Here is a 26,784-nt window from a genome sequence, read left to right on the forward strand (position 1 = left end):
AACGATCAGAGCGCAATCATGCCCTCAAAACGCTCAAGAAGAAAATAGAGGTCCACGATCGAGGTGTATTCATGCGTAGAGCGATAAGAAATTTCAATTGACTAATTCTCTCTTTAAAATGTAATTAATTCCCGTTCGTGCTTTTGTTCTACAGGGGGCTTTTAAAAAAACCCGCATCCCTCAAAAATAAAATTGATGAACTAGGACCCTTCCCATTGCACTTCCCCAACGAACAAGGTAAAATTTTTACTACTGGTTTTGTTTATTTGATAATAACTTCATGAAACAAGTAAAAGATAATAAAACAATCTCTTTTCATTAGATTTGTCACCTGTTAATTAGACAGGGCTATTTAATTAGGATAGAATTGAACAAAGATACAACAAAGGATAGCGTACGGGGGTGTTACCATGGCAGCAAACAAGGAATTTCATGTTCCATTATTGCCTTTAAGAGGACTTATGGTTTTTCCAACAATGGTGCTCCATTTAGATGTTGGTAGAGATAAATCGATTCAAGCTTTGGAAACAGCAATGCTAAACGATCATATTGTAGTCCTATCTACACAAAAGGAAGTAAGTACAGATAATCCATCTGAAGAGGATTTGTACGAATGGGGAACATTAACGAAAGTGAAGCAAATGCTTAAGCTTCCAAATGGAACGGTTCGTGTTTTAGTAGAAGGATTAAATCGTGCGAAAATTGAAGAGTTTGTCGAAAAAGAAACCCATTGGGAAGCAAAGTTGCTGACTTATCCTGATTCGGAAGATACGGATTCGGAAGATGAAGCACTGATGAGAACCTTATTGGAATATTTCCATACATATACGAAGCTTTCAAAGAAGACGACTATTGAAACTTATCATGCAGTTGCTGATATTGCTGAGCCAGGAAGAATGGCTGATATTGTTACCTCGCATTTGCCACTTAAAATGAAGGAAAAACAAGCAGTACTTGAAACGAGAGATATCAAGGATCGCCTTCACAAAGTTATCAAGTATGTGAATAATGAAAAAGAAGTCCTTCAGTTAGAGAAGAAGATTGGCCTTCGTGTAAAACGTTCTATGGAACGCACTCAAAAAGAGTATTACCTTCGTGAACAAATGAAGGCTATTCAAAAAGAGTTGGGAGATAAAGAAGGCAAAACAGGCGAAATTCAAGAGCTTAAAGAAAAGCTCGTTAAAATAGGGATGCCTGAAAATGTAAAGAAGACAGCACTAAAAGAGATAGAGCGTTATGAAAAAGTACCTTCTAGTTCAGCAGAAAGTTCCGTTATCCGTAACTATATTGACTGGTTATTATCCTTACCATGGGATACAGCTACAGAGGATCAGTTAAATATAATTCGAGCGGAAGAAATTCTAAATGCTGATCATTTTGGTTTAGAAAAAGTAAAAGAACGTGTATTAGAATATTTGGCTGTACAACAACTAACGAAATCGTTAAAAGGACCTATACTATGCTTGGCAGGACCTCCGGGAGTCGGAAAAACGTCATTAGCACGATCCATTGCAAAATCATTAGATCGTAAGTTTGTCCGAGTATCTTTAGGTGGTGTCCGGGATGAGTCTGAAATTCGCGGCCATCGAAGAACCTATGTTGGCGCGATGCCAGGGCGAATCATTCAAGGGATGAAAAAAGCAGGTACCATCAATCCTGTATTCCTTTTAGATGAAATTGACAAGATGTCTAGTGACTTCCGTGGAGATCCATCTTCTGCATTATTAGAAGTATTAGATCCTGAGCAAAACCATAACTTCAGCGATCATTATATTGAAGAGCCATATGATTTATCTAATGTAATGTTTGTCGCAACAGCAAATAATTTAGCAACGATTCCTGGTCCACTGCGAGATCGAATGGAAATTATTACGATTGCCGGTTACACAGAGATTGAAAAACTTAATATAGGTAAGGATCATTTGTTGCCAAGACAGGCAAAAGAACATGGGCTACAAAAAAATCTTCTTCAAATACGCGATGAAGCGATTCTTTCTATTATCCGTTATCATACTCGAGAAGCAGGCGTACGAAGTTTAGAAAGACAGCTTGCATCTATTTGCAGGAAAGCAGCGAAGATAATTGTGTCTGGACAGAAAAAACGTGTTATCATCACCAATAAGAATTTACCTGAGTTTTTAGGAAAGCCAAAGTTCCGTTATGGACAGGCTGAACTAGAGGATCAAGTTGGTGTTGCAACTGGATTGGCATATACTACGGTCGGGGGAGATACCTTATCGATTGAAGTATCTTTATCACCTGGAAAAGGGAAATTACTTTTAACCGGTAAACTTGGAGATGTCATGAAAGAGTCGGCCCATGCGGCATTTAGCTTTATTCGATCAAGAGCGAAAGAATTAAATATAGACCCTGATTTTAACGAAAAGAATGATATCCATATCCACGTACCAGAGGGTGCTGTACCGAAAGATGGTCCTTCAGCAGGAATTACGATGGCAACTGCGTTAGTTTCCGCATTAACGGGGAAACCTGTACGTAAGGATGTAGGAATGACTGGTGAAATCACTTTAAGAGGACGTGTATTACCTATTGGTGGCCTAAAAGAAAAATCACTTAGTGCGCATCGAGCAGGGTTAAAGAAAATAATTTTACCAAAAGATAATGAAAAAGATTTGGATGATATTCCAGAAAGTGTGCGGGAAGATTTGACGTTTGTCTTAGTATCACATTTAGATGAAGTGTTAGAACACGCATTAGCAGGAGAGAAACTATGAAAGTTACACAAGCAGAAATAGTAATTAGTGCAGTAAAGCCAGAACAATATCCAACAGATTTAATGCCTGAGTTCGCATTAGCAGGACGATCAAACGTAGGGAAATCATCCTTTATTAATAAGATGATTAACCGTAAAAACCTTGCGAGAACGTCCTCTAAACCGGGGAAAACACAAACATTAAACTTTTATTTAATTAACGAAATGCTTCATTTTGTAGATGTGCCTGGTTATGGGTTCGCAAAAGTTCCTAAATCCGAACGCGATGCATGGGGCAGAATGATGCAAACCTACTTAACAAGTAGAGAGCAGCTTCGTGCGGTGTTATTAATCGTCGATCTTCGTCATGCGCCTTCTAAGGATGATGTGACGATGTATGAATACCTAAAGCATTATGAATTGCCAGTTATCGTCATTGCAACAAAGGCCGATAAGATTCCTAAAGGAAAATGGCAGAAGCATTTAAAAGTAGTCCGAGAAACACTAGACATGCAAAAAGAAGATGAGGTTGTACTATTCTCTTCTGAAACAGCTCAAGGAAAAGATGAAGTATGGGGTATTCTGCAAAAAAGAATGCGTTAAAGAAGAAAGCGACAGGATTTTTATCCTGTCGCTTTTTTAAAATATGTTTTTTCAGAAAAATATAAAAAGTTGGTTTATTATGAAAGCGATTAGGGAATAAGCAGTATACGGGAGTATCTGAGAGCATCTATAAGATAAATACATAGTAACTTTCTCTCAGGTTTAAAAATACAGAATTATCAAACAAAACCAATTTATATCATATTTGTGGCAATTTTCCGCAAATGCTACCATAAAGAAAGATATAAAATTGGCTGAGAAGGGGGATTTAGGAAAATGAAAAAGAGAGTACTATTAACGACATTATTTTTACTATCTACTATTCTAGCTGCATGTGGTGGAAAAGTAACCACTGGCGAAGGATATGAACTAGTGGATGAAGGGAAGTTCACTTTTGCAACTTCTGGTGAATTTAAACCATTTAGTATGACAGATGGTTCAGGGACAATGACTGGGTTTGATATCGACGTGGCAGAAGCGATTGCCGAAGAATTAGGTCTAGAGCCTGAGCAAAAAAAATATACGTTTGCTAGTATCGTAGAAGGTGTGAAAAGTGGTAGGTTTGATGCAGCAGTTGCCAGTCATACTATTACGGAAGAGCGTGCTGTGGAAGTAGATTTCTCTACTCCATACTACTATTCTGGTCCTCAAATTTTTGTACGCCCTGATAGTGATATAGAAACTTTAGCAGATTTAGAAGGAATGGAAGTTGCGGTATCTAGAGGATCTACATATGCAAGTATTATGGATGGCGTTTCTGATAATGTCATCAATTATGATAGTGATGTAGTAGCTTTGGAAGCATTAAACAATGGTAGACACGATGCAGTTGTGACGGACTTCGTTACAGGAAGAGAAGCGATTGGAGCAGGAATGACTTTAGAAGGTCGTGAATTGCTTGAGCGAAGTGAGCAGGCGGTCGGCATTGCCAAAGGAAACGAGGCATTACTGGAGGCTGTAAATAAAGCTCTCGAAACATTACGTGAAAATGGCAAGCTAGCAGAAATTAGTGAACATTACTTCGGAGAAGATATCACCACAGATCCTAATGAGTAAGCTATCTATTACTTACTTCGATTGACATTAATGTGTGGTGTTCATTCACCACACATTTTTTAAGCTTAAAAATGCAACGAGGAGAGTGAAGCGCATGCCTAGCTTTGCACATTTTATCGAGGTATTCTTTAGTACCTATGATATGTTTTTAAGAGGGATGGTTAAAACCCTTCAGGTGACAGCAGTTTCAATATCAATTGCACTATTTATCGGTTTATTTTTTGCCTTTCTTAAAATATCTAAAATTAAGATTCTAGAATGGTTCGCTAATATTTATATTTATCTTGTTCGTGGGACACCTCTAATCGTGCAAATTTTTGTTTTCTATTTTGGGTTTGTGCAATTTAATATTTCCGCTTTTTGGTCGATAGCACTAGCACTTGCTTTTCATAATGGAGCATACATAGCAGAAATATTTAGAGGGTCTATTCAATCTATAGATAAGGGTCAAATGGAAGCTGGTCGCTCTTTAGGAATGACGAGAGCATTAACAATGAGAAGAATTATCTTACCACAAGCAACTAGGCGAGCATTACCACCACTTGGTAATCAATTTATTATTTGTTTAAAGGATTCGTCTTTAGCAGCTTTCATTGGATTTTACGAACTATTTAATGTCGCTCAAACGCAAGGAGCTAACACATATGATGTAATGACATATCTCCTTGTAGGAGCGGTTTACTACTTAATTCTAGTTGGATTGATTGCAGGAATTATCAATCTATTAGAAAGAAAGTTTTCAGCAAGTGACAGATAGGAGGTCAATGATATGGAAACAAAAATAGAAGTGAACGGTCTAAATAAATCGTATGGAACTTTACATGTGTTAAAGGATATTTCTATGACTGTTCAAAATAAAGAGGTTGTTTGTTTAATCGGAGCAAGTGGATCAGGTAAAAGTACACTCTTACGCTGTATGAATTTTTTAGAATTGAAGGATAGCGGAACAGTTATTATAGATGGCAGAGAAGTTGATGTGAAAAATGATAATCTTAATAAAGTTCGCCAAAAAGTAGGAATGGTGTTTCAACACTTTCATTTATTTCCTCATAAAACGGTGTTGGAGAATGTTATGGAAGCTCCTGTACATGTAGTAGGAATGAAACACAGTGAAGCAAAAAAGATTGCCTCTGACTTGCTTGCAAAAGTAGGTCTATCGGATAAAGAAAACGTCTACCCCGGGAAGCTATCTGGAGGACAGAAGCAGCGTGTTGCGATTGCACGTGCCCTTGCAATGCGTCCAGAGGTCATGCTATTTGATGAACCAACCTCTGCGTTGGATCCAGAGCTTGTAGGCGAAGTTTTAAAAACGATGAAAGAACTCGCAGAAGAGGGTATGACAATGGTGGTTGTGACGCATGAGATGGGGTTTGCGCAAGAAGTCGCGGATCGTGTTGTATATATGCATGATGGGAAGATCGTGGAAGAAGGGGCACCAGAGCAGCTATTTAACGCTCCGCAAAATCAGCGTACGAAAGAATTCTTAGAAGCTGTATTGTAACTCAACATAGAAAAGACCTACAACAAAGGTAAGGTAACCCTATTTGTTGTAGGTCTTTTCTTCATTTCTTTTTAAATAATAGGAAAGCTCCTACTACAATTAAAACGACTGGCCAAAAGGTTTGTATCGTAGAAAGTCCAATTCCGACGATTCCTAGTGTGTCTAAAAGGGTATTGGAGAAAAGAAAGAAGCTAGCGATACATACGAGAATTACTCCTTCAAACATGCCGTTCTTTGTTTTTTGAGCGCGTAAGATAAAGCCGATCCCGACTATCAGAATAATCATCGCGAAATGATCAGGCCATATGGAGAGATGTCCTTTTAAATGAAAATGTAAACCAACTCCTAGTAAAACTACGCCAGGAAGTAGGTTTGCAGGGTCATTCTGTTTATAAGATTGTAATAAAAGTGCAAGGCCAGTAATAACTAGTAGCGATGGCCATGTGAAAATACCATGCCATAGTTCGATGTTCATTTGTTGTAGTAGGAAATAAACTCCAAACAATAGTAAGATTAATCCTGGTAGAAAGCTGTTTTTTCTCATTTTATCCTCCTTGAAATCAAGCCTGAAACCTTGATAATGAATAGAATTTCTGTTAATGTACAAGTTGGTGAATAAAAGAAATGTAATGTTTGTAATATATAAGAGAGAAATAATTATTTTATAGTTTAATTTTAGCCAACGAGCCTGCTCCGCTTTTCTTGTTGTCTAGCTGCGCAGGCTAGCTCCTCTTTTCTTTTAAAATGTAAACTATTTGTTCACATTTTAACAAATGTTTCATTAGTTAGTCATGTTATAATTTTTATAGATCATACTTTTCTGGGGGTGTACGAACAAAGTGCATATTATAGTAGTCGGCGTTAATTATAAGACGGCCCCTGTTGAAATCCGTGAAAAATTAACTTTTAATCCAGCTGATCTGGAAAATGCAATGGTAGCTTTAAAGGATCGAAAATCAATCCTTGAAAATATCATTGTCTCTACCTGTAATCGTACAGAAGTATATGCAGTAGTCGATCAGTTGCATACTGGACGTTATTATATTAAATCTTTCCTTGCTGAATGGTTTGATTTGGACAAGGAAGAGTTTTCTCCTTACTTAAATATCTATGAAAATGATGGGGCGATTGAACATTTGTACCGAGTTTCCTGTGGGTTAGATTCCATGGTACTTGGGGAAACCCAAATTCTTGGACAAATTCGTACTAGCTTCCTTTCCGCACAGAAGAATCAAACAGTGGGGACTATTTTCAATCAACTTTTTAAACAAGCTATTACGCTTGCAAAGCGTGCCCATTCCGAAACGGAAATTGGCTCCAATGCTGTATCTGTTAGTTATGCGGCAGTAGAGCTTGCAAAGAAAATCTTCGGAGATTTAACGGATAAGCATGTTTTAATTTTAGGTGCAGGAAAAATGGGAGAACTCGCCGTCCAGAATCTTCACAGCAACGGGGTAAAGAAAGTAACGGTCATGAACCGGACATTAGAAAAAGCAGAAAGCTTAGCAAATCGTTTTGATGGGCAGGCCAAGTCCATGCAGGAGTTATCCTGTGCGTTGGTAGAAGCGGACATTTTAATCTCTTCTACCGGAGCAAAAGGGTATGTCATTACGAAAGAGGACATGACCTATGTAGAAAGAATGAGAAAAGGTCGTCCATTATTTATGGTGGATATTGCAGTTCCAAGAGATTTAGACCCAGAGCTAGAGCAAGTAGAAAGTGTTTTCTTATATGACATTGATGATTTACAAGGGATTGTTCAATCGAATCTTTCTGAGCGTAAAAAAGCAGCAGAAGAAATTGAACTGTTCATTGAAGAGGAAATTGTTGAGTTTAAGTCATGGTTAAACACGCTAGGAGTTGTTCCAGTTATTTCAGCTTTACGTCAAAAAGCTTTGGAGATTCAATCCGAAACGATGCATAGTATTCAACGCAAGCTTCCAAATCTGAGTGAACGCGAAATAAAAGTGTTAAATAAGCATACAAAAAGTATTGTTAATCAGATGCTGCGTGATCCAATTTTACGTGCAAAGGAGCTATCCTCTGATCCAAATGCACAAGAGTCTCTAGAGTTATTTACTAAAATTTTTAATATTGAAGAAGCGGTACAACAGGAAGTCCAAACCCAATATTATTCGGTGAAAAAGGAGAAGAGCAAGAGCTCTCCAGTGGGTATTCCGCTTCCTCATGCAGCGACGTTTCAGTCGTAAGAGAGGCTTGAAAATATGTTAGAGATGACAATAGCAAGGCTATACGAGTTCACCATTATTATATATGCCTTGAGCGTACTGCTATATTTTATTGATTTTCTCCATAATAACCGGAAGGCTAACAAGATAGCCTTCTGGTTACTTGCAATTGTTTGGGTACTACAAACAATTTTTTTATTTTTACGTATGATTGATACAGGGCGATTTCCAATTCTGACACTGTACGAGGGAATGTACTTCTATACATGGGTACTCATTACGTTTTCTCTTGTCATTAATCGGATATTACGAGTAGACTTTATCGTATTTTTTACGAATGTAATTGGCTTCTTAGTATTGGCGTTACATACCTTTACACCTATACAGCATGAATCCCAGGTAGTAGCACAGGCTTTAGTATCTGAGCTTCTGATTATTCATATAACGATGGCAATCCTTTCATACGGTGCCTTCTCGCTATCCTTTGTATTTTCGCTTCTCTATATCATTCAATTCAATTTATTAAAGCGAAAAAAATGGGGTAAACGCTTATTACGAATCCAAGATTTATCGAAGCTAGACCACATGTCGTATGTATTAAATGTCATTGGTGTTCCAATGCTTTTACTGGCATTAATTTTAGGGAGCGTTTGGGCTTCGATAAAGCTTTCCAATTTTGAGTGGTATGATGCGAAAGTGTTAGGCTCTTTCTTTGTTATTACAGCGTATAGTTATTATTTTTATCAGCGGTTGGCAAAAGGAATTACTGGCAAGGCTATTGCTAATTGGAATATAGCCGCATTTTTAGTTGTTTTAATCAACTTTTTCTTATTTGGTAGACTATCAAATTTTCATTTCTGGATTCTGTAGAGAACCCCTTTGCGTATGTTTTGCGTTAGGGTAAGGAGGATATATGAGAAAAATTATTGTAGGTTCTAGAAGAAGTAAGCTTGCTTTAACACAAACCAATTGGGTGATAGAACAGCTAAAAAGCTTAGGTGCCCCGTTTGATTTTGAAGTAAAGGAAATTGTAACAAAAGGGGATCAAATCTTGGATGTAACATTATCTAAGGTTGGAGGAAAAGGTCTTTTCGTAAAAGAAATTGAACAAGCAATGCTCGATAAAGAGATTGATATGGCTGTTCATAGTATGAAAGATATGCCTGCAATCCTTCCTGAGGGATTAATGATCGGTTGTATCCCATTTCGCGAAGACCATCGGGATGCATTTATTTCTAAAAATCACGTAAAATTTGCCGATTTACCGAGCGGTTCTATTGTCGGAACTAGCAGCTTACGACGTGGTGCGCAATTGCTTGCAAAGCGTCCAGACTTAGAAATCAAATGGATTCGTGGAAACATTGATACACGCCTTGATAAGCTTCAAAATGAAGATTATGATGCCATTATTTTGGCTGCAGCAGGCCTTGCGAGAATGGGCTGGTCAAAGGATGTAGTAACAGAATTTTTAGATGAAGATATTTGTTTACCAGCAGTAGGGCAAGGTGCTCTATCTATTGAGTGTCGGGAAGATGACCAGGAATTATTAGAAGCTTTGAAGCTTTTCACCGATTCGGTTACGGAAAAAGCAGTTATAGCGGAACGTGCGTTTCTTCATGAAATGGAAGGTGGCTGCCAAGTACCGATTGCAGGTTTTGCAACTGTTGATCAAGCGGACATGGTGACTTTAACGGTATTAGTCGGTGCACCAGATGGTTCTATTTTATATAAAGAAAGAATTGTCGGATCTGATCCACTTAAGGTTGGCCATGAGGCGGCTGAAAGCTTGACAGAACAAGGTGGTAAAAACCTTATTGATCAGGTAAAAAAGGAGCTCGAGCAATAATGGAACGTACTTTGCCGTTAGCGGGTAAACGCATTCTTATCACAAGAAGCAAAGAGCAGGCATCGTACTTTTCTAACCAAGTTCAAGCTTTAGGAGGGACCCCATTGGAAGTCCCTCTTATTCAATTTTCTCTTCCACTCAATGTTGAAAGGGTAAAGGATGAGCTAGAATGTGCAGTTTATCAATATGATTGGCTCGTTTTTACTAGTGTAAATGGTGTAAACTTTTTTTTCGAATTAGTTAATAAGCGACTACCAAATAAGATAGCTGCAGTGGGAAACAAAACAAAAGAAGCCTTATCTGAATGGGGATACAATGCTGAACTTGTTCCAGCAAAATTTTCAGCTGAGGATTTAGTGGAAGCGTTTAAAAAAGAAGTGAATCCAATGCATTCATCCGTTTTGTTGATACAAGGAAATCTTGCTCGACCTATTTTACGTGAAGAACTACTAAGATTAGGGTACAATGTAAAGCAGATAACTGTATATGAAAATCATCCATTTCCACTTATCCAAGAGGAAATAGAGAGTATCTTATCTAAGAAAACAGACCTTGTTACTTTTACAAGTCCATCTACCGTTACGAACTATCAAAAAGTTTTTGGTATACAAGACGTACCAGTGGCCGTAATTGGGCCAGTGACAAAACAAGCAGCAGAAAAAGCGGGCTATTCCGTTGTCATCTGTCCTGATGAATACACAATTGAGGGGTTAATAAAAGCTATTGTGACTTTTTTCTCAAAAAGCAAGGATAACCTTATATAGTTATCGTCTAGCTTAAACGCCTAAGCTGTCAAGGTCATATGGCGCTAGTGCTTTGCTTAACAAAGGGAGGATACATAAAAAATGAAAGACTTACAATTTACACGTCATCGTCGCTTAAGAACGTCCGATAATATGAGAGCGTTAGTGCGTGAGACTTACTTGAATAAAGAGGATTTAATTTATCCTATTTTTGTAGTAGAAGGCGAAAATATAAAAAAAGAAGTTCCTTCGATGCCAGGTGTATTCCATCTTTCTTTAGACTTACTGAATGAAGAAATGGGAGAAGTACACGATTTAGGAATTAAATCAGTGATCGTTTTTGGTGTACCTAATGAGAAGGATGAAGTAGGAACACAAGCTTATCATGATCATGGAATTGTTCAAAAAGCAATTTCCCAAATTAAAGAAAACTATCAAGAATTAGTTGTAATCGCGGATACATGTTTATGTCAGTTTACAAACCATGGTCATTGTGGAGTGGTAGAAGAAGGACAAGTATTAAATGATCCAACTCTAGACTTATTAGCTCGTACTGCAGTAAGTCAGGCAAGAGCAGGAGCAGATGTAATTGCGCCTTCGAATATGATGGATGGATTTGTTGCAGCAATTCGTCAAGGCTTAGATGAAAATGGCTTTGAGCATATTCCAATTATGTCTTATGCGGTTAAGTATGCTTCTGCATTTTACGGACCATTCCGTGATGCAGCTCATAGTTCTCCGAAGTTTGGCGATCGTAAAACGTATCAAATGGACCCCGCGAATCGTCAAGAAGCTCTGCGTGAAGCCGAATCCGACATTATGGAGGGTGCAGACTTCTTGATAGTGAAGCCAGCTTTATCCTATCTTGACATCATTCGCGATGTAAAAAACAATTTTAACGTACCGGTTGTCGCTTACAACGTTAGTGGCGAATATTCCATGATTAAAGCAGCTGCGCAAAACGGTTGGGTTAATGAAAAAGACATTGTGATGGAAATGCTAATAAGTATGAAACGAGCGGGAGTAGATTTAATTTTGACCTACTTTGCAAAAGATGTAGCTCGTTGGTTGGACGAAAAGTAAGAGGACAAATAGCGGTTCTTCATGAGGGTATCTTATAGGAACCGCTTTGATCTATCCATTCGATAGTAAGAAAGGATGATAGGAAAATGAGAAGTTATGAAAAGTCAAAGAAAGCATTTGCAGAAGCAGAAAAACTAATGCCAGGTGGGGTAAATAGCCCTGTTCGTGCTTTTAAATCGGTTGACATGGATCCAATTTTTATGGAGCGTGGAAAAGGTGCGAAAATCTACGATATCGATGGAAACGAATACATAGATTATGTTTTATCTTGGGGTCCACTTATTCACGGGCATTCCAATGAACGAGTGGTAGAAGCCATAAAAAAAGTAACGGAATCAGGAACAAGCTTTGGTGCTCCTACTCTTATTGAAAATGAACTAGCAAAGTTAGTCATTGAACGTGTTCCCTCCATCGAAGTCGTTCGAATGGTAAGCTCTGGAACAGAAGCAACGATGAGTGCGCTTCGTCTAGCTCGTGGTTATACTGGCCGCAATAAAATAATAAAGTTTGAAGGCTGCTATCACGGACATGGCGATTCTTTATTAATTAAAGCAGGTTCTGGAGTAGCAACCCTCGGCTTACCTGACAGCCCAGGAGTACCAGAAGGTGTTGCTAAAAACACGATAACAGTTCCATATAATGATTTAGAAAGCATTAAATTTGCCTTTGAGCAATTTGGCGAAGACATCGCAGCGATCATTGTAGAGCCAGTTGCAGGAAACATGGGAGTAGTCCCACCTCAACCAGGCTTCTTAGAAGGCTTGCGTGAAGTAACAGAAAAACATGGTGCACTTCTAATTTTTGATGAAGTAATGACCGGATTCCGTGTTGATTACCATTGTGCTCAAGGCTATTATGGCGTAACACCTGATATTACCTGCCTTGGAAAAGTAATCGGTGGCGGACTACCAGTAGGTGCTTATGGTGGAAAAGCAGAAATCATGGCAAAAGTAGCTCCAAGTGGACCGATTTATCAAGCAGGAACACTTTCTGGAAATCCCCTAGCGATGACAGCTGGTTACGAAACTCTATCTCAATTAACACCTGAAACGTATAAAGAATTTACTAAAAAAGCCGACAAACTAGAAACTGGTATTTTAGCTCTAGCTAAGCAATACGAAGTGCCACTTACCGTAAATCGTGCTGGATCCATGATTGGCTTCTTCTTCACAAACGAAAAAGTCATCAACTACGATAAGGCAAAATCATCTGATCTGGAGTACTTTGCAGCATTCTTCCGAGAAATGGCAAACAATGGTGTATTCCTACCACCATCTCAATTTGAGGGGCTTTTCCTATCAACGGCGCATAGCGACGAAGATATCGACAAAACCCTCGAAGCAATCGAAAAATCATTTGCAACCCTAAAAAAATAAACAATCACACCCGTCCCCACACCAAAGGGACGGGTGTTTTTTAAATTCAAAGGCTCTATTAAAGTACAATGTTGATTTTTTAGGACGCTAGCTGTTGAGTGGAGCAATAGGCGAAGACTCCTGAGGGAGATAGCGTTTTGTGGAGACCCCGCAGGCGAAAGCCGAGGGAGGCTCTCGTAAGCCCCGCGGAAAGCGAAGCCTAGTGCGGAAATCAACAGCGGTGTTTAACAGAGCCACTTCAAAAAGAAAAACCAAAAAATACCCAAACCATTTTCACTTACCCCAAAACTCCAGTAACCAACATCGGAAGAGCGTAATCCCAACAACACTAACCCAAATAAAATCCACAATTAATCATAATCCCGAACATCTTCACATACATCTTTATTGATATAGTAAATTTTTTTAGGTGTGAAAGGAGGAACCCCTTTGTCTTCAGAACAACAATCGTGCTTGCGGTTTTCAGTAGAAGAATCTGTATGGTTTCAAAAGGGACAGGAAGTATCTGAGCTCATCTCCATTGCTTTAGATCCAGATATACAAATCTATGAGCAGGACCAATATGTTTCCATCAGGGGAGCTTTATTATTATCAGGAGAATATCATCCGAACGCTGAAGAAGAGGATGAGGTAGAGGAATATCGTCCTTTTACTCAAGCAAGAGTGGTGCAAGAGGTAGAAGTGGGGGAGGACGGAGTTTGTGCATTAAAGCATCGTTTCCCTGTTGATATTACGATTCCAAAAAATCGTATACAAAGCCTCGACGAAATTTACGTTTCAATTGAATCATTCGATTACAGTGTGCCAGAGCGCGGCTGCTTACAACTAGATGCAGAGCTTTCAATTTCCGGTATTTATGGGCATCAGCAAAGTACACCTGTGGTAGAAGAGGAAGAAATCTATAACCCTGAGCAACAGCTAGAACAAGAGATCTATAACCCTGAGGAACAGCTAGAACAAGAGATCTATAACCCTGAGGAACAGCTAGAACAACAAGAAGAGCGGGACTTAGAGCCGATGTATCGGAATTCTGAATCGGACCATGAGCAAGAGGAAGAAAATTATCAATATTACACAAACGATGATGACGATGAAGAGGAAGAAATCTTAAATCAGCATGAGTTAGATGCAAATGTACAATACGAGTATAACGATGATGGCGAGTATGAGCCATTCGAAGTGGAAGCTAGAAAAAGTGCTATTTTAGATGAAGTAAATTTCGCTACAGACACGCATCATCATAAAGATGATAAAGTATATCCAGAAGATCCATTCTCTCCGATTTATGCATTTCAACCTAATAATAAATCGGAATCAGCTACAGAGGATAACCCGCAAGACATCGCATCATTTTTTGAAAAGCGAAAAAACAGACAGGAAGAACCTGTGGCGGAAGTGGAAGAGTATGTGGCACAGGAAGAACAGGATGAAAATTCTTTATCCTTAACTAAAATCTTTGCAGAAGAAGAGGACGAAGAGTTTACAAGGCTGAAAATATGCATCGTACAACAAGGAGAGACGATTGATCATATTGCAGATAAATATGATGTGACCATCCAACAACTTATTCGAATTAACAGACTGTCTACCGAAGACAATGTGAATGATGGGCAACTATTATATATTCCGGTAAAAGCGGTGTCTAAATCATAAAAAGTTTTTAATTCAAATAGTAAAAAATAGTTACATGGATAGAAGAAAGTTTGTGAGGGAGGGTGGACCTTTCTCACTTCTTTTTTAACAGAATAAGAAAGCAAAAAGCCGCGGTGAATGTGTGTAGTAAAGGTAGTTACGTCTAGTTACAGCACCTAGTATTTCTGGGGTCATAAGTCATTTTTCTACTACGGAGGTCAAGGAGTAATCTTCTCCTCCGAAAACTGTCTTATGCTAGTCTTAAGCTGAAACGAGGCGCTTGCGCTTTTGTTCCCTCGTTCCTATCGATAACTTCCGAGGAAAGAGAGTAATGCAAATGATGACACAAGAAGCTAATTTAGATGAATTATTGAGTCAGTATGGTGTAAGAGCTGAGTATGTAGAGAAGCATGGGGATGTCTGGCGAGTTTCCACACAAAATGGTGCATTTGCGTTAAAAAAGATTCGAAAAGAACATGCTTATCCACTATTTAGGAATATTCATTCTTTGTATCAGAGAGGAATCAAGACGATAGTTCCAATATATCAAACGAAGCAAGGGCATTATTTTATCGAAAATTATGCGGATGCCTACTATTTGATGCCGTGGATTGAGGATCAGGAAGAGCGTGAGCTAGATTTTAAAGATAATTTAATGTTTAAGGAACTTGCTAAGCTTCATGGCATGACTGTTCAAGAAAAAGAATACGAGGAAGAAGAAATCACTAGTTATTATGAACGGGTTTCAGGGGAGTGGACGAAGGAACAAGAAGAGCTAGAGAAATTTGTAGGCGAGTGTGAAAAGAAAATATATATGTCTCCATTTGAGCTTCAAGTGTGTACTTATGCACATGAAATTTCACTTGCACAAAAATTTTCTCTGCAAAAGCTTGAAGGTTGGCAAGAAGCTATTAAAGAAACAAAGCAACATCGGGTAGCAATGACCCATGGTAGAGTTTCCTTTCATCATTTTGTTAAAGACACCGAGGGAAGAGGCTATTTTATTAGCTGGGAAAGAGCGAAGCAAGGACCGCCGACCAATGATATTATTTCCTTTTATCACCGATATTTAAAAACCTATCCACTCTACTGTGATGATTGTATTGATTGGTTTTATGAGTATCAAAAAGGATTTAGTTTACTAGGGCATGAAAAAGACTTAACGTTAAGCTATTTGTCGTATCCAAAAGCATTTCTCCAAGCAGTTCACCAATCTCAGCTACCAAAAGATCAATCCAGAAGAAATATCTCCGAAAGAGAGCTCGTCAAAAGAATCCAAAGTAGCTATTGGATGGCAAAAAACATTGAATACGTAGCAGGCAGAATCAATCAAATCGAAGAACAAAATAAAAACAAAGAGGCCAACACCGGATAAATGGTGTGGCCTTTTCTTGTTTAAAAAATAATTCACAACAAAAAATGAGAAAGATAGACACCAAACCAAAACTTCCACCATGGCGGATGAAATTGAAACCCAGATTAGTTAAACTTCATGTTAACCCGTATCCCCTGATGATTGTAGTGCAAGGCGTGAGACTCCTGCGGGAATACGAGTCGAAGGGAGACCCCACAGGCGCTCTTCGCCGAGGAGGCTCCCGAGACCGCCCGCGGAAAGCGAACGCCTGGCACGGAAATCATCAGGGTCTTCAAAGGTGTCCCCTTATTTTCAGGATAGTCGAAGGCGGCTAACCAACTTTTAAATCCATTCTAAGTGAAAAGAAAGAGCAAGCACGATACATACGGCTAATATTAAAACATCAAACGTAGTAGGAAGGAAAATAGTACGTATCCCTTGGAAAACACAAATAGGAATAATAAATTGCGCACACAATCCTCGTACCTGTCTAAGCCACTGCGGCAAGGAGTAAGGGTTATATTTTCGCATAGATGTACCTCCTTCAAATGCATAACGCATCTCTAGCTATATATACAAGATATGATTTAGATAAAAAAATAGTGCCCATTTTTGCACATTTGTTTATTTTTTTGAATATCTTACTAAAAAGTTGGAGAAGCTTATTGACTATTAGCTTATATTTTTTGTAACATAGAAGGATAATATAATCATACACAAATACTGTGATAGGGAAGAGTACAACACTAACTCCTTTAGAGAGAGAAACCATTTGCTGAAAGGTTTCTTAGGAAAGTCAGGTTGGAAGGTCGCCCTTGAGTAGCTTCAATGAACGAGATGCTCTATTAGTTGAAGCCGGTGAAGAGCCGTTAGCAAATTTTGAGTGTACAGGGGGTAGTTTATCTATTTCTTGTGAAAAAAGGTGGTACCGCGAAACTTAACTCCTTTCGTCCTTTTATTTGGATGAGGGGAGTTTTTTGTTTTTTTACAGATATTAAGGAGGAACAAAGATGGAGACAAAAGAAGTTAATCTTCCAACTAAATACGATCCACAAACTATTGAGAAAAATCGCTATCAATATTGGCTAGACGGTCGTTTTTTTGAAGCAACAAATGATCAGGACAAAACACCGTATACAATCGTTATTCCACCACCAAATGTAACAGGGCGACTGCATTTAGGTCATGCTTGGGATACGACTTTGCAAGATATCGTAACACGCATGAAACGTATGCAAGGCTTTGATGTTCTATGGTTACCTGGAATGGACCACGCAGGAATAGCGACTCAAGCTAAGGTAGAGGAAAAGCTTCGTAATCAAGGAATTTCCCGCTATGACCTTGGTCGTGAGAAGTTTGTAGAGGAAACATGGAAATGGAAAGAGGAATACGCTAGCCATATCCGTCAGCAATGGTCTAAGCTTGGTTTAGGACTTGACTATAGCCGTGAGCGTTTCACATTAGATGAAGGCTTATCGAAAGCGGTTCGTGAAGTTTTCGTAAACCTTTATAAAAAAGGTTTAATCTATCGTGGGGAGTACATCATTAACTGGGATCCTGCAACAAAGACAGCTCTTTCTGACATCGAAGTTATTCACCAAGATGTGCAAGGTGCGTTCTATCATATGAGATACCCATTAACAGACGGATCTGGACATATTGAAATTGCAACAACTCGTCCAGAAACGATGCTTGGAGATACAGCGGTTGCCGTTCATCCAGAAGATGAACGCTATAAACACTTAATCGGGAAAAGTGTTACGTTACCTATTACAGGTCGTGAAATCCCGATCGTTGCAGATGACTATGTAGATATGGAGTTTGGTTCCGGTGCTGTAAAAATCACACCTGCGCATGACCCAAATGACTTTGAAATTGGAAATCGCCATAATCTAGAGCGTGTTCTTGTAATGAATGAAGACGGTACGATGAATGAAAAAGCACTTCAGTATAAAGATTTAGATCGTTTCGAATGTCGTAAACAGCTTGTAAAAGACTTGCAAGATCAAAGTATTCTTTTCAAAATTGAAGAGCATATGCACTCAGTTGGTCATAGTGAAAGAAGCGGCGCAGTAGTAGAGCCATATCTTTCTACTCAATGGTTTGTAAAAATGCAGCCATTAGCTGATAAGGCAATTGATTTGCAGACACAAGAAGACAAAGTTAACTTTGTCCCTAACCGTTTTGAAAATACGTATCTTCGCTGGATGGAGAACATTCGTGATTGGTGTATCTCGCGTCAGTTATGGTGGGGACACCGTATCCCGGCTTGGTATCATAAAGAAACGGGAGCAGTGCATGTTGATCATGAACCACCGGCAGATATCGAGAATTGGGAGCAGGATACTGATGTATTAGATACATGGTTTAGCTCTGCTTTATGGCCGTTTTCTACTATGGGTTGGCCGGAAACGGAGTCTCCAGATTATCAACGTTACTATCCAACCGATGTTCTGGTAACAGGCTATGATATTATCTTTTTCTGGGTATCCCGTATGATTTTCCAAGGACTTGAATTTACTGGTGAACGACCATTTAAGGATGTTCTCATTCATGGTTTGGTACGTGACGAAGAAGGACGTAAAATGAGTAAATCCCTTGGTAACGGTGTTGACCCAATGGATGTAATCGAAAAGTATGGAGCGGATTCTCTGCGCTATTTCTTATCGACAGGAAGCTCACCAGGCCAGGACTTACGCTTTAGCTTTGAAAAGGTAGAAGCAACCTGGAATTTCGCAAATAAGATTTGGAACGCTTCTCGCTTTGCACTGATGAACATGGGTGATATGGAATATAAAGATATCGACTTAAGTGGTGAGAAATCTGTTGCAGACAAGTGGATTTTAACTCGTTTAAATGAAACTATTGAAACAGTAACAAAACTTGCAGAAAAATATGAGTTTGGTGAAGTGGGTCGTGCCCTTTATAACTTTATCTGGGATGATTTCTGTGATTGGTATATTGAAATGGCGAAGCTCCCTCTATATGGCGAAGATGAGGCGGCGAAGAAAACTACGCGTTCGATTCTAGCGTATGTGTTAGATAATACGATGCGATTGTTACACCCGTTCATGCCTTTCATTACCGAGGAAATTTGGCAGCAACTTCCACACGAAGGAGAGTCCATTACAATTGCAAAATGGCCTGAGGTACGTGCTGACTTAACTGACAGTGAAGCGGCGGCAGATATGCGATTATTAGTTGATATCATCCGTAGTGTTCGTAATGTACGTGCAGAAGTAAACACACCTATGAGCAAGCAAGTTAAATTACTTATAAAAACGAAAACAGCAGAAATTTCAGCTAAGCTTGAGCAAAATCGATCTTACTTAGAGCGTTTCTGTAACCCAAGTGAGCTAATCATCGGTACAGATGTTTCCTTAAATGAAAAGGCAATGACAGCTGTTGTTTCAGGAGCGGAATTGATTCTTCCATTACAAGGTTTGATTAATATCGATGAAGAAATTGCTCGTTTACAAAAGGAACTTGCAAAGCTTGATAAAGAAGTAGAACGTGTGCAGAAGAAGCTTTCAAACCAAGGTTTCATCGCAAAAGCACCAGATCATGTAATTGAAGAAGAAAAAGCAAAAGAAAAAGATTATGTGGAAAAACGTGAAGCAGTTCATGCTCGCATCGAAGAGTTAAAGGGTTAAAAATTATAATAAGGCGAATCCGATATGGATTCGTCTTTCCTATATAAGAATGGAAGGGACTCTAAAGATGGTACATACATATGAAGAAGCATTAAGTTGGATTCATTCTAGGCTTCGCTTTGGGATAAAACCAGGTGTAAAGCGAATGGAGTGGATGATGGAAAAACTTCAAAATCCACAAAAGAAAATAAAAACCATTCATATAGCTGGAACGAACGGAAAAGGATCAACGGTTACCTATATTCGAAATATTTTGCAACAGGCAGGCTATCGAGTAGGTACATTTACCTCTCCATATATCGAACATTTTAATGAAAGAATAAGTGTCGATGGTGTACCTTTTTCTCAGGAGCATATGGTAGAACTGGTGAACCTGATAAAACCTTTAGCAGAGGAATTAGAGGAACATGATTTAGGAAGTCCAACTGAATTCGAAGTGATCACAGCTATGTCCTTTTATTATTTTTACCATATGGCGGAAGTGGACATTGCCATTTATGAAACCGGACTAGGAGGCAGGTTTGATTCGACTAATATAATTCATCCATTAGTCTCTGTCATAACGAATATTGGGCATGATCATCAAGCCTTTTTAGGAGATACAATTGGCGAGATTGCGTTTGAAAAAGCAGGTATTATTAAAGCTGGCGTCCCTGTTGTTACAGCAGTTGCTCAAGAAGAGGCAATAGAAGTAATCACTACTATTGCAAAAGAAAAACAAGCGCGTCTTTATCAACTTTCACAAGAATTAAAAATAGTAGAGTACCAACTATCAGAGAGCGGAGAAGTGTTTTCTCTTCAAACACCTTTTGGCAAACTTAATGAGTTAACTTTGACAATGAAAGGTCGCCACCAAGTGGATAATGCGGCATTGGCTGTAATGGCTTGTTTATATATCAAGAGCTATTATTCTTTTTTTGTAGAAGAAGAACATATTCGTAATGGGTTAGAAAAGGCCTATTGGGCAGGGCGGTTAGAGGAGTTATCTTCAGAACCGCACATTATAGTAGACGGTGCCCATAATAAAGAAGGAATTCAAACACTTGTTCAAACTGTAAAAAATCGCTATCACGCAAAAAGAGTACACCTAATATTTAGCGCATTATCAGATAAGCCATTAGATGAAATGGTTCAACTATTAGATGAAGTAGCTACCTCGATTACCTTTACCTCTTTTGACTTTCCGAGGGCAGCTACGGCAGAATCACTTTTTGATAAAAGTAATCATTCGATAAAGTGGTTTGAAGAAAATTGGAAAGAGGCAGTGAATTCAATTTTACCAACTCTACATAAAGAAGATTTACTGTTGATTACAGGGTCCCTCTATTTTGTTTCGGAAATTAGGAATTATTTCTTAGAGTCGGGAAAAAGAGAATAGGGAGAATTAGCCTAGATTTATTGTGACAAAAGTTAGAAAATTTGATAAAATTACCTTATTGCCTAATTTAGTTTAAAGTTTCTATCAGAAGGGAGGGGTAAGTATGGTAGCTCAAGCGGTTAGTGGTCGAATGCAAAGGTTTATTTGGGTAGCCTTCTTTTTATTTTTTCCAATGGTTCTTTGGTTAGGATATCATCTTTCTCCAGTTGCCATCGAGGAATTACCTATCCTCCATCTAGTGGGGTTTGCGGTTCTCATTATCATACTTTCCCTTATCCCAATAGTTGTAGGAGATGTCCCACTATTTTTAACCCAAGGGGTATCTCTTGCTGTATTCTTATCTTTTGGGTTATTTGCAGAAATGGTGTTAACACTTATTTCTGTAATAGCTTTAATGACTTATATAAGGGTTAGCAAGCAGAATTTACACAGAATCCCAATTAATTTATTTATGTTTGCTAGTTTATCACTTCTAAGCGGCTTGATTTTTTACCTATTAGGCGGGACACATGGAGATGCTCAATTGTTAAATACCGGAGTAGCTATTCCGATTCTCGCTCATGAGTTTGTCTATTTTACTTTAAATCAAATTTCCTTGTATTTTATCCATATTTCACTATACAAGAGAGAGAGAAAATTCATTACAACAGACTCAAAGTGGGACGGTATCACAAGTTTAATAGTTCTCCCGGTAGGTCTTATTTTGTATGTCCTTTATGAGCAACTTGGAATCGTTGCCATTTTTTATGTAGGTTTACCATTTGTTATTTTAACAATGATTCTCAAACTATATCATTCTAGTCAAAAGGTGAATCATTATCTTCAACAAGCAGCGGGTATCGGTCATCAGTTAACAGAACGTTTAGACACACAGGAAGTTCTTGATGTGTTTTTGGACAAGGTTTCAACCCTTTTTCCTGTAGATTATGCAGCGATAATTGATGTTAACAAAGATGATAAATTGAAGATTCTTCGGGTGATTGATAAGGAAAATACCATTGCCATCAACACGGAATTGCATTTAGTAGACGAGGAATTGTTAGCATATATTTTAGAACGCAGAAAAAGCATTTGTTATTTCACAAAAAAGGAATGGAAACATCTAACTAAAACCCATCTTTCTCCTTCTATTCAAAGTGTCATGTGTGTTCCTGTATCACGAAATCAAAAAATTGAAGGAATTGTTGTTTTAGCAAGTACTTCTAAAAGAGCATATGATAAGTCGCAACTTATGATTGTTGATATTTTAGCCTCTTATTTCGGCGTTGCGTTAGAAAAGGCACGTCACTATCAAGCAACAAAAAATAGAAGCGAGCGTTGTGCACTAACAAAGCTATATAATTACCACTATTTCGAAAATTTATTGGAAAAGGAATTTGAAAAACTTAATAAAGGAGATAATCAGTGTCTTTCCTTGTTGTTACTTGATTTAGATCATTTTAAAAAGGTTAATGATACTTACGGGCATCAGAGCGGCAATGAAGTTCTCCTTCAAGTAGCAGAACGTTTATCAGCCATCATAGGAGATAGAGGAACAGTTGCAAGGTATGGTGGAGAAGAATTCGTGATTCTACTACCAAACATAGATCGAACTAAATGTTTCGAACTTGCTGAAACGGTCAGAATTCACCTTGCCAACCGATCCTTCGCGCTTAAGCAGCATATAGGAGATGCGCAAGTAGCACAGCTTGTTAAAGTTACAGCGAGCATCGGATTTGCTACAGCACCATTTGATGCAGAAGATTGCCTAGAACTTATTCGCCTTGCAGATCGTGCGATGTACGTAGGGGCAAAGCAAGCAGGTAGAAATAAAGTTGCGGAGTATAAGAAGACGTCATAAAAAGAAGAAGGACACACTCATAAATGGGTGTGTACCCTCTTCTTTTTTAGTAAAGAGATTTTATCTAAATGGGTGGGAAAATTCACTGTGAAATTAAGGTTAATTAAAATGGGGATTTTTCCAATCAAGCAAAAAGGGTAGGTATTTTCTATGGGAAGAAGTGTCTTAAAATTGACGGTGGAGAAATTTAATATAATTCGTCTAGTAATCTCCTATTTCCAAAAATCTAGCTTTATTATACAATAACAATATCTTACTTACTTCTACAATTTTTGTAAATATAGAGAGAGTGGTGGAGTTTTGTATACTTATATTGGTGGACTACTTTTTTACCTCGTGGTTTTAGCTATATTATTTAAATTTTCCTTTGGATATAGTAGAAAAGGAAAAGTGACGATCGCAGTCATAATATTTGTTTCAAGTTTAGTTGGTTTTTCTGTATACAAATTGTTTACTCCATTGCATTCGATTTTACTAATAATTTTGCTTCTCCTATTATCTACGATTTTCCTACAAAAGCGTTCCTACATGTACCAGGCAAAGGCTGATAAAAACGAATTTTGATAATGAAAGATGGAAGAAAAAGAATAGAAACATAAGTACTCTATACTTCTATAGGAAAGTGAATATAGAACGATAAAGAATGGTGTATTATGGGGGGAAAAAGATGCAAGGTCTTAAGCTTTTTGGTGTAATGCTTGTTGGAACACTTCTCGTGTTTTTTGCTGGTCAATACGGCCCAATTGTGGTTGCAGATAAAATTATTCCGAAGAAATTTAACAATGAAACGTTAATTGGAACAGAATTGGTAGAAAATAAATCGAAAGCAGAAGCAGCTGCAGAACTTAATGCAGCAGTGGAGTTATGGAAAAAAGAAGGCACTATTTATTTGGAGTGGTCTGGAGAATTAGCTGCAATTGATAAAAACGAGTTTGAATTCCAGATTGAAAAATCAGTAGAAGAAGCTATTGATGGCATGGGAAATAATTTAATGGTAAATCTGCCTGATTTTACATTCTTAAGTATATTAGAGCAATTAACTGGTGATACGCAAATAAACGCAGATATAGATTTAGTAAAGTTGAAAAATGATATTGAAGCAGTAGCATCCAACCTAACGAAGGAAGACACGAGCTTTTCGATTTCAACTTATTTTCTTGATAGCACATCTACGGATGAAATTCTACATGAAGTATCAATGCAAGTAGGGATAAGCATTGCAGGAGAACTAGAAGGTATCTCCTCCATTACTGTAGATTCTAGTTCTGCTTTTTCATTGAAAGCTTGGCTGGAGGAAGCAGAAATAGAGTTGAGTGATGAAAGCAGTAGCGTTTTGGCTTCTTTGCTCTATCAATTAGTTCTTCCAACAAATATGGATATTTTGGAAAGACATATCTCAAAAGAATTACCAGAATGGTCAAGGGCAGGGTATGAAGCCGCCTTTAAAAAAGATAAAATGGACTTTCGAATTTATAATCCTAATAATCATGCATGGACTATAGAAATCACTAGATTAAATAATAATTTAAAAGGGACAGTGAGTGGACAACCCTTGCTTTTGTCCTACGAAATAATTGAAGAAACAAGGGAGAGCTATACGCCTAAAACGATTGTTCAATATTCTGCACTTTTACAGCAGAATCAGAAGCAAATAAAAGAAACTGGAAAGTCAGGGGAGTATGTCGTTCTTAATAGGCAGATAACGGATAGTGATGGAGAGATTGTAGAGACAACACTTATTGCGAAAGATTTCTATGCGCCTATTCAACAAATAGAAGTGCATAGCATAACTAAGCCAACTCCTCCACCGAATCAGGAAAATAATAACGGGACAACACCTAACAACTCTAATAATGGTAACAATGTTGGAAATAATACTGGCAATAATGTCAACAACAATACCAATAATAATTCAGGGAACAACACCAACACTGGGAATAATACTGGAAATAATTCTGGTACCAATTCAGGGAATAATAATACTGGAAACAATGGAACTAATACAGGCACTAACACAGGAAATTCGAATTCAAATGAAATCTCTGGAAGTAATAACTCTTCAAATGGAAATAACGCATCCGGGAATAATCCAACATATCCTGCTGGAAAGTAGATTGAAAAATTAGCATAAAAAGGATGGCCAGAATGATTGAAACGAGAAAACGATTAGGGGACTTATTAGTAGAAGCAGGAATTATTACTGCTGACCAACTACAAGTAACATTAAATGAAAAATCGAAAGGTCAAAAAATTGGAGATGCGCTACTTCAAAGAGGTTACATTACAGAGCAACAATTAATCGAAGTGTTAGAATTTCAATTAGGAATTCCACATGTAAGCTTGTACCGATATCCGTTTGATGAAAATCTAATGCATGTCATTTCCAAAGATTTTGCTAAGCGTAATTTAGTCATTCCTTTAAAAAAGGAACATGATAAACTCTATGTCGCAATGGCTGATCCAATGGATTATTTCTCTATAGATGATTTGAGACTATCGACAGGTTTTGAAATTGAACCAGTAATTGCTACAAAAGATGATATTTTGCGTTCCATTAATAAGTTTTATGAGGTAGAGGATTCGCTAGATGAATTTATGGATATTATCGAGCCTTCTACTGGAGTTAATATAGAGGATGAAGGTATGACACAGGATGATTCACCAGTTGTTCGATTGGTGAATCAAATCTTGCAGAATGCTGTGCAACAGCGAGCGAGTGATATTCATATCGATCCACAGGAAACAAAGGTTGTGGTACGTTATCGGATTGACGGGGTATTGAAAACAGAACGGACCTTGCCCAAACACACACAAAACGTGTTAATTGCCCGCATTAAAATACTTGGAAAAATGGATATTACCGAACATCGTATTCCTCAGGATGGTCGCATAAAAACGAATATGGATTTCCATCCAGTTGATGTGCGTGTATCTACCCTTCCAACAGTTTATGGGGAAAAAGTTGTCTTGCGTATCTTAGATTTAAGTAGTTCTTTAAATGATTTATCTCAACTTGGATTTAACCCGAAAAATTATGAGAGATTTATTGACCTTATTACGAAACCTACAGGAATTATTTTGATAACCGGTCCGACAGGTTCAGGTAAATCATCTACTCTTTACGCTGCCCTTAATCACTTAAATAGTGAAGAAGTAAATATCATTACGGTTGAGGATCCGGTTGAATATCAATTAGAAGGAATAAACCAAATTCAAGTAAATCCTAACGTTGGAATGACCTTTGCCAAAGGACTTCGAGCTATTCTTCGCCAAGATCCAAATATTATTATGGTCGGAGAAATCCGTGATAAAGAAACAGCTGAAGTAGCAATAAGAGCATCTTTAACAGGTCATCTCGTTTTAAGCACGCTCCATACAAATGATGCCATTAGCACGATTACACGATTAATCGATATGCAGGTAGAGCCTTTCTTAGTTGGTTCTTCTGTAAATGGAGTTATTGCCCAAAGATTAGTTCGGAAGGTATGTCGTGATTGTATGAAACAGGACGAGCCTACCATTCGAGAACAGGAGATTTTCGCAAAAAGAGGCTTAACAATTGAAAAGATAGCTCGTGGAAAAGGTTGTGGAACCTGTAACATGACTGGATATAAAGGCCGGATTGCAATCCATGAGTTATTAGTAATCAATGATGAAATGAGAAAAGTCATCATGAATAATCAGTCGGTCTCCAGAATAAGAGAACTTGCATATGAACAGGATACAGTATTTCTCATAGATGACGGTTTAATGAAAGTAAAACAGGGGTTAACAACGACAGAAGAAATTTTGCGTGTTGCTCTCCAAGATTAGGTGG

Annotated in this window: 20 protein-coding genes and 1 other annotated feature; of the genes, 18 read left to right on the forward strand and 2 right to left on the reverse strand. The window is 38.1% G+C overall.

Annotation, left to right across the window (positions count from 1 at the left end):
- The first annotated feature begins 410 nt into the window (after positions 1-410).
- The 5 genes from lon (at position 411) to BK580_RS06250 (ending at position 5,873) form a co-directional block, all read left to right on the forward strand.
- The gene (lon, locus tag BK580_RS06230) at positions 411-2,735 is read left to right on the forward strand and encodes an endopeptidase La (RefSeq protein ID WP_078379497.1); all 2,325 of its coding nucleotides are present in this window, start codon (positions 411-413) and stop codon (positions 2,733-2,735) included.
- Positions 2,732-3,316, forward strand: a complete 585-nt coding sequence (yihA, locus tag BK580_RS06235) for a ribosome biogenesis GTP-binding protein YihA/YsxC (RefSeq protein WP_078379498.1) — start codon at positions 2,732-2,734, stop codon at positions 3,314-3,316. The genes lon and yihA overlap by 4 nt, the downstream gene beginning before the upstream one ends.
- A 276-nt stretch (positions 3,317-3,592) precedes the next feature.
- On the forward strand, positions 3,593-4,372 hold the full coding sequence (locus BK580_RS06240; RefSeq protein ID WP_078379499.1) for a transporter substrate-binding domain-containing protein: 780 nt from the start codon (positions 3,593-3,595) through the stop codon (positions 4,370-4,372).
- Positions 4,373-4,466: 94 nt separating this feature from the next.
- On the forward strand, positions 4,467-5,129 hold the full coding sequence (locus BK580_RS06245; protein ID WP_078379500.1) for an amino acid ABC transporter permease: 663 nt from the start codon (positions 4,467-4,469) through the stop codon (positions 5,127-5,129).
- Between the two features lie 12 nt (positions 5,130-5,141).
- Positions 5,142-5,873, forward strand: a complete 732-nt coding sequence (locus BK580_RS06250) for an amino acid ABC transporter ATP-binding protein (protein WP_078379501.1) — start codon at positions 5,142-5,144, stop codon at positions 5,871-5,873.
- Positions 5,874-5,934: 61 nt separating this feature from the next.
- On the opposite strand, the gene BK580_RS06255 is transcribed toward BK580_RS06250, so the two are convergent.
- On the reverse strand, positions 5,935-6,417 hold the full coding sequence (locus tag BK580_RS06255) for a LiaF transmembrane domain-containing protein (RefSeq protein WP_078379502.1): 483 nt from the start codon (positions 6,415-6,417) through the stop codon (positions 5,935-5,937).
- A gap of 295 nt (positions 6,418-6,712) precedes the next feature.
- Between BK580_RS06255 and hemA the strand changes: the two genes are divergently transcribed.
- The 8 genes from hemA (at position 6,713) to ysxE (ending at position 16,117) form a co-directional block, all read left to right on the forward strand.
- The gene (gene hemA, locus BK580_RS06260; RefSeq protein WP_078379503.1) at positions 6,713-8,083 is read left to right on the forward strand and encodes a glutamyl-tRNA reductase; all 1,371 of its coding nucleotides are present in this window, start codon (positions 6,713-6,715) and stop codon (positions 8,081-8,083) included.
- A 15-nt stretch (positions 8,084-8,098) separates the two neighbouring features.
- Entirely contained in the window at positions 8,099-8,932 is an 834-nt protein-coding gene (locus BK580_RS06265) for a cytochrome c biogenesis protein (RefSeq protein WP_078379504.1), read from the forward strand.
- 43 nt (positions 8,933-8,975) lie between these two features.
- Entirely contained in the window at positions 8,976-9,908 is a 933-nt protein-coding gene (gene hemC / locus BK580_RS06270) for a hydroxymethylbilane synthase (RefSeq protein WP_078379505.1), read from the forward strand.
- Positions 9,908-10,672 carry a uroporphyrinogen-III synthase gene (locus BK580_RS06275; protein ID WP_078379506.1) on the forward strand — a complete coding sequence of 255 codons (765 nt, stop codon included), beginning with the start codon at positions 9,908-9,910 and terminating at the stop codon, positions 10,670-10,672. The genes hemC and BK580_RS06275 overlap by 1 nt, the downstream gene beginning before the upstream one ends.
- A gap of 81 nt (positions 10,673-10,753) precedes the next feature.
- On the forward strand, positions 10,754-11,734 hold the full coding sequence (gene hemB / locus BK580_RS06280) for a porphobilinogen synthase (RefSeq protein WP_078379507.1): 981 nt from the start codon (positions 10,754-10,756) through the stop codon (positions 11,732-11,734).
- Between the two features lie 86 nt (positions 11,735-11,820).
- Entirely contained in the window at positions 11,821-13,110 is a 1,290-nt protein-coding gene (gene hemL / locus BK580_RS06285) for a glutamate-1-semialdehyde 2,1-aminomutase (RefSeq protein ID WP_078379508.1), read from the forward strand.
- A gap of 429 nt (positions 13,111-13,539) precedes the next feature.
- The gene (gene spoVID, locus BK580_RS06290) at positions 13,540-14,763 is read left to right on the forward strand and encodes a stage VI sporulation protein D (protein WP_169864835.1); all 1,224 of its coding nucleotides are present in this window, start codon (positions 13,540-13,542) and stop codon (positions 14,761-14,763) included.
- A gap of 310 nt (positions 14,764-15,073) precedes the next feature.
- Complete coding sequence (ysxE, locus tag BK580_RS06295; RefSeq protein WP_078379510.1) at positions 15,074-16,117, forward strand: spore coat protein YsxE; 1,044 nt, start codon at positions 15,074-15,076, stop codon at positions 16,115-16,117.
- Positions 16,118-16,438: 321 nt separating this feature from the next.
- Here ysxE and BK580_RS06305 read toward each other — a convergent pair whose 3' ends face one another.
- Positions 16,439-16,627 carry a hypothetical protein gene (locus BK580_RS06305; protein WP_078379512.1) on the reverse strand — a complete coding sequence of 63 codons (189 nt, stop codon included), beginning with the start codon at positions 16,625-16,627 and terminating at the stop codon, positions 16,439-16,441.
- A gap of 185 nt (positions 16,628-16,812) precedes the next feature.
- Positions 16,813-17,054: a binding site (T-box leader), on the forward strand.
- Positions 17,055-17,106: 52 nt separating this feature from the next.
- On the opposite strand from BK580_RS06305, the gene BK580_RS06310 reads away from it, so the two are divergent.
- The 5 genes from BK580_RS06310 (at position 17,107) to BK580_RS06335 (ending at position 26,780) form a co-directional block, all read left to right on the forward strand.
- Complete coding sequence (locus tag BK580_RS06310) at positions 17,107-19,749, forward strand: valine--tRNA ligase (protein WP_078379513.1); 2,643 nt, start codon at positions 17,107-17,109, stop codon at positions 19,747-19,749.
- Positions 19,750-19,816: 67 nt separating this feature from the next.
- A complete protein-coding gene (locus BK580_RS06315) occupies positions 19,817-21,127 on the forward strand; it encodes a bifunctional folylpolyglutamate synthase/dihydrofolate synthase (RefSeq protein WP_078379514.1) in 1,311 nt (436 codons plus the stop codon).
- Positions 21,128-21,230: 103 nt separating this feature from the next.
- Complete coding sequence (locus tag BK580_RS06320; protein ID WP_078379515.1) at positions 21,231-22,967, forward strand: sensor domain-containing diguanylate cyclase; 1,737 nt, start codon at positions 21,231-21,233, stop codon at positions 22,965-22,967.
- Between the two features lie 667 nt (positions 22,968-23,634).
- Positions 23,635-25,080 (forward strand): VanW family protein, encoded by a 1,446-nt coding sequence (locus tag BK580_RS06330; protein WP_078379517.1) that lies wholly within the window; start codon positions 23,635-23,637, stop codon positions 25,078-25,080.
- A 32-nt stretch (positions 25,081-25,112) separates the two neighbouring features.
- Positions 25,113-26,780 (forward strand): GspE/PulE family protein, encoded by a 1,668-nt coding sequence (locus BK580_RS06335; protein WP_078379518.1) that lies wholly within the window; start codon positions 25,113-25,115, stop codon positions 26,778-26,780.
- The last annotated feature ends 4 nt before the right edge of the window (positions 26,781-26,784 follow it).

This window comes from Sutcliffiella halmapala (assembly GCF_002019665.1).
In the GTDB taxonomy this organism is placed as follows: Bacteria; Bacillota; Bacilli; order Bacillales; family Bacillaceae_I; genus Sutcliffiella_A; species Sutcliffiella_A halmapala.

Coding starts and splice junctions, on each gene's coding strand:
- lon (WP_078379497.1), top strand. CDS start 411: ATGGCAGCAAACAAGGAATTTCATGTTCCATTATTGCCTTTAAGAGGA.
- yihA (WP_078379498.1), top strand. CDS start 2,732: ATGAAAGTTACACAAGCAGAAATAGTAATTAGTGCAGTAAAGCCAGAA.
- BK580_RS06240 (WP_078379499.1), top strand. CDS start 3,593: ATGAAAAAGAGAGTACTATTAACGACATTATTTTTACTATCTACTATT.
- BK580_RS06245 (WP_078379500.1), top strand. CDS start 4,467: ATGCCTAGCTTTGCACATTTTATCGAGGTATTCTTTAGTACCTATGAT.
- BK580_RS06250 (WP_078379501.1), top strand. CDS start 5,142: ATGGAAACAAAAATAGAAGTGAACGGTCTAAATAAATCGTATGGAACT.
- BK580_RS06255 (WP_078379502.1), bottom strand. CDS start 6,417: ATGAGAAAAAACAGCTTTCTACCAGGATTAATCTTACTATTGTTTGGA.
- BK580_RS06265 (WP_078379504.1), top strand. CDS start 8,099: ATGTTAGAGATGACAATAGCAAGGCTATACGAGTTCACCATTATTATA.
- hemC (WP_078379505.1), top strand. CDS start 8,976: ATGAGAAAAATTATTGTAGGTTCTAGAAGAAGTAAGCTTGCTTTAACA.
- BK580_RS06275 (WP_078379506.1), top strand. CDS start 9,908: ATGGAACGTACTTTGCCGTTAGCGGGTAAACGCATTCTTATCACAAGA.
- hemB (WP_078379507.1), top strand. CDS start 10,754: ATGAAAGACTTACAATTTACACGTCATCGTCGCTTAAGAACGTCCGAT.
- hemL (WP_078379508.1), top strand. CDS start 11,821: ATGAGAAGTTATGAAAAGTCAAAGAAAGCATTTGCAGAAGCAGAAAAA.
- ysxE (WP_078379510.1), top strand. CDS start 15,074: ATGCAAATGATGACACAAGAAGCTAATTTAGATGAATTATTGAGTCAG.
- BK580_RS06305 (WP_078379512.1), bottom strand. CDS start 16,627: ATGCGAAAATATAACCCTTACTCCTTGCCGCAGTGGCTTAGACAGGTA.
- BK580_RS06310 (WP_078379513.1), top strand. CDS start 17,107: ATGGAGACAAAAGAAGTTAATCTTCCAACTAAATACGATCCACAAACT.
- BK580_RS06315 (WP_078379514.1), top strand. CDS start 19,817: ATGGTACATACATATGAAGAAGCATTAAGTTGGATTCATTCTAGGCTT.
- BK580_RS06320 (WP_078379515.1), top strand. CDS start 21,231: ATGGTAGCTCAAGCGGTTAGTGGTCGAATGCAAAGGTTTATTTGGGTA.
- BK580_RS06330 (WP_078379517.1), top strand. CDS start 23,635: ATGCAAGGTCTTAAGCTTTTTGGTGTAATGCTTGTTGGAACACTTCTC.
- BK580_RS06335 (WP_078379518.1), top strand. CDS start 25,113: ATGATTGAAACGAGAAAACGATTAGGGGACTTATTAGTAGAAGCAGGA.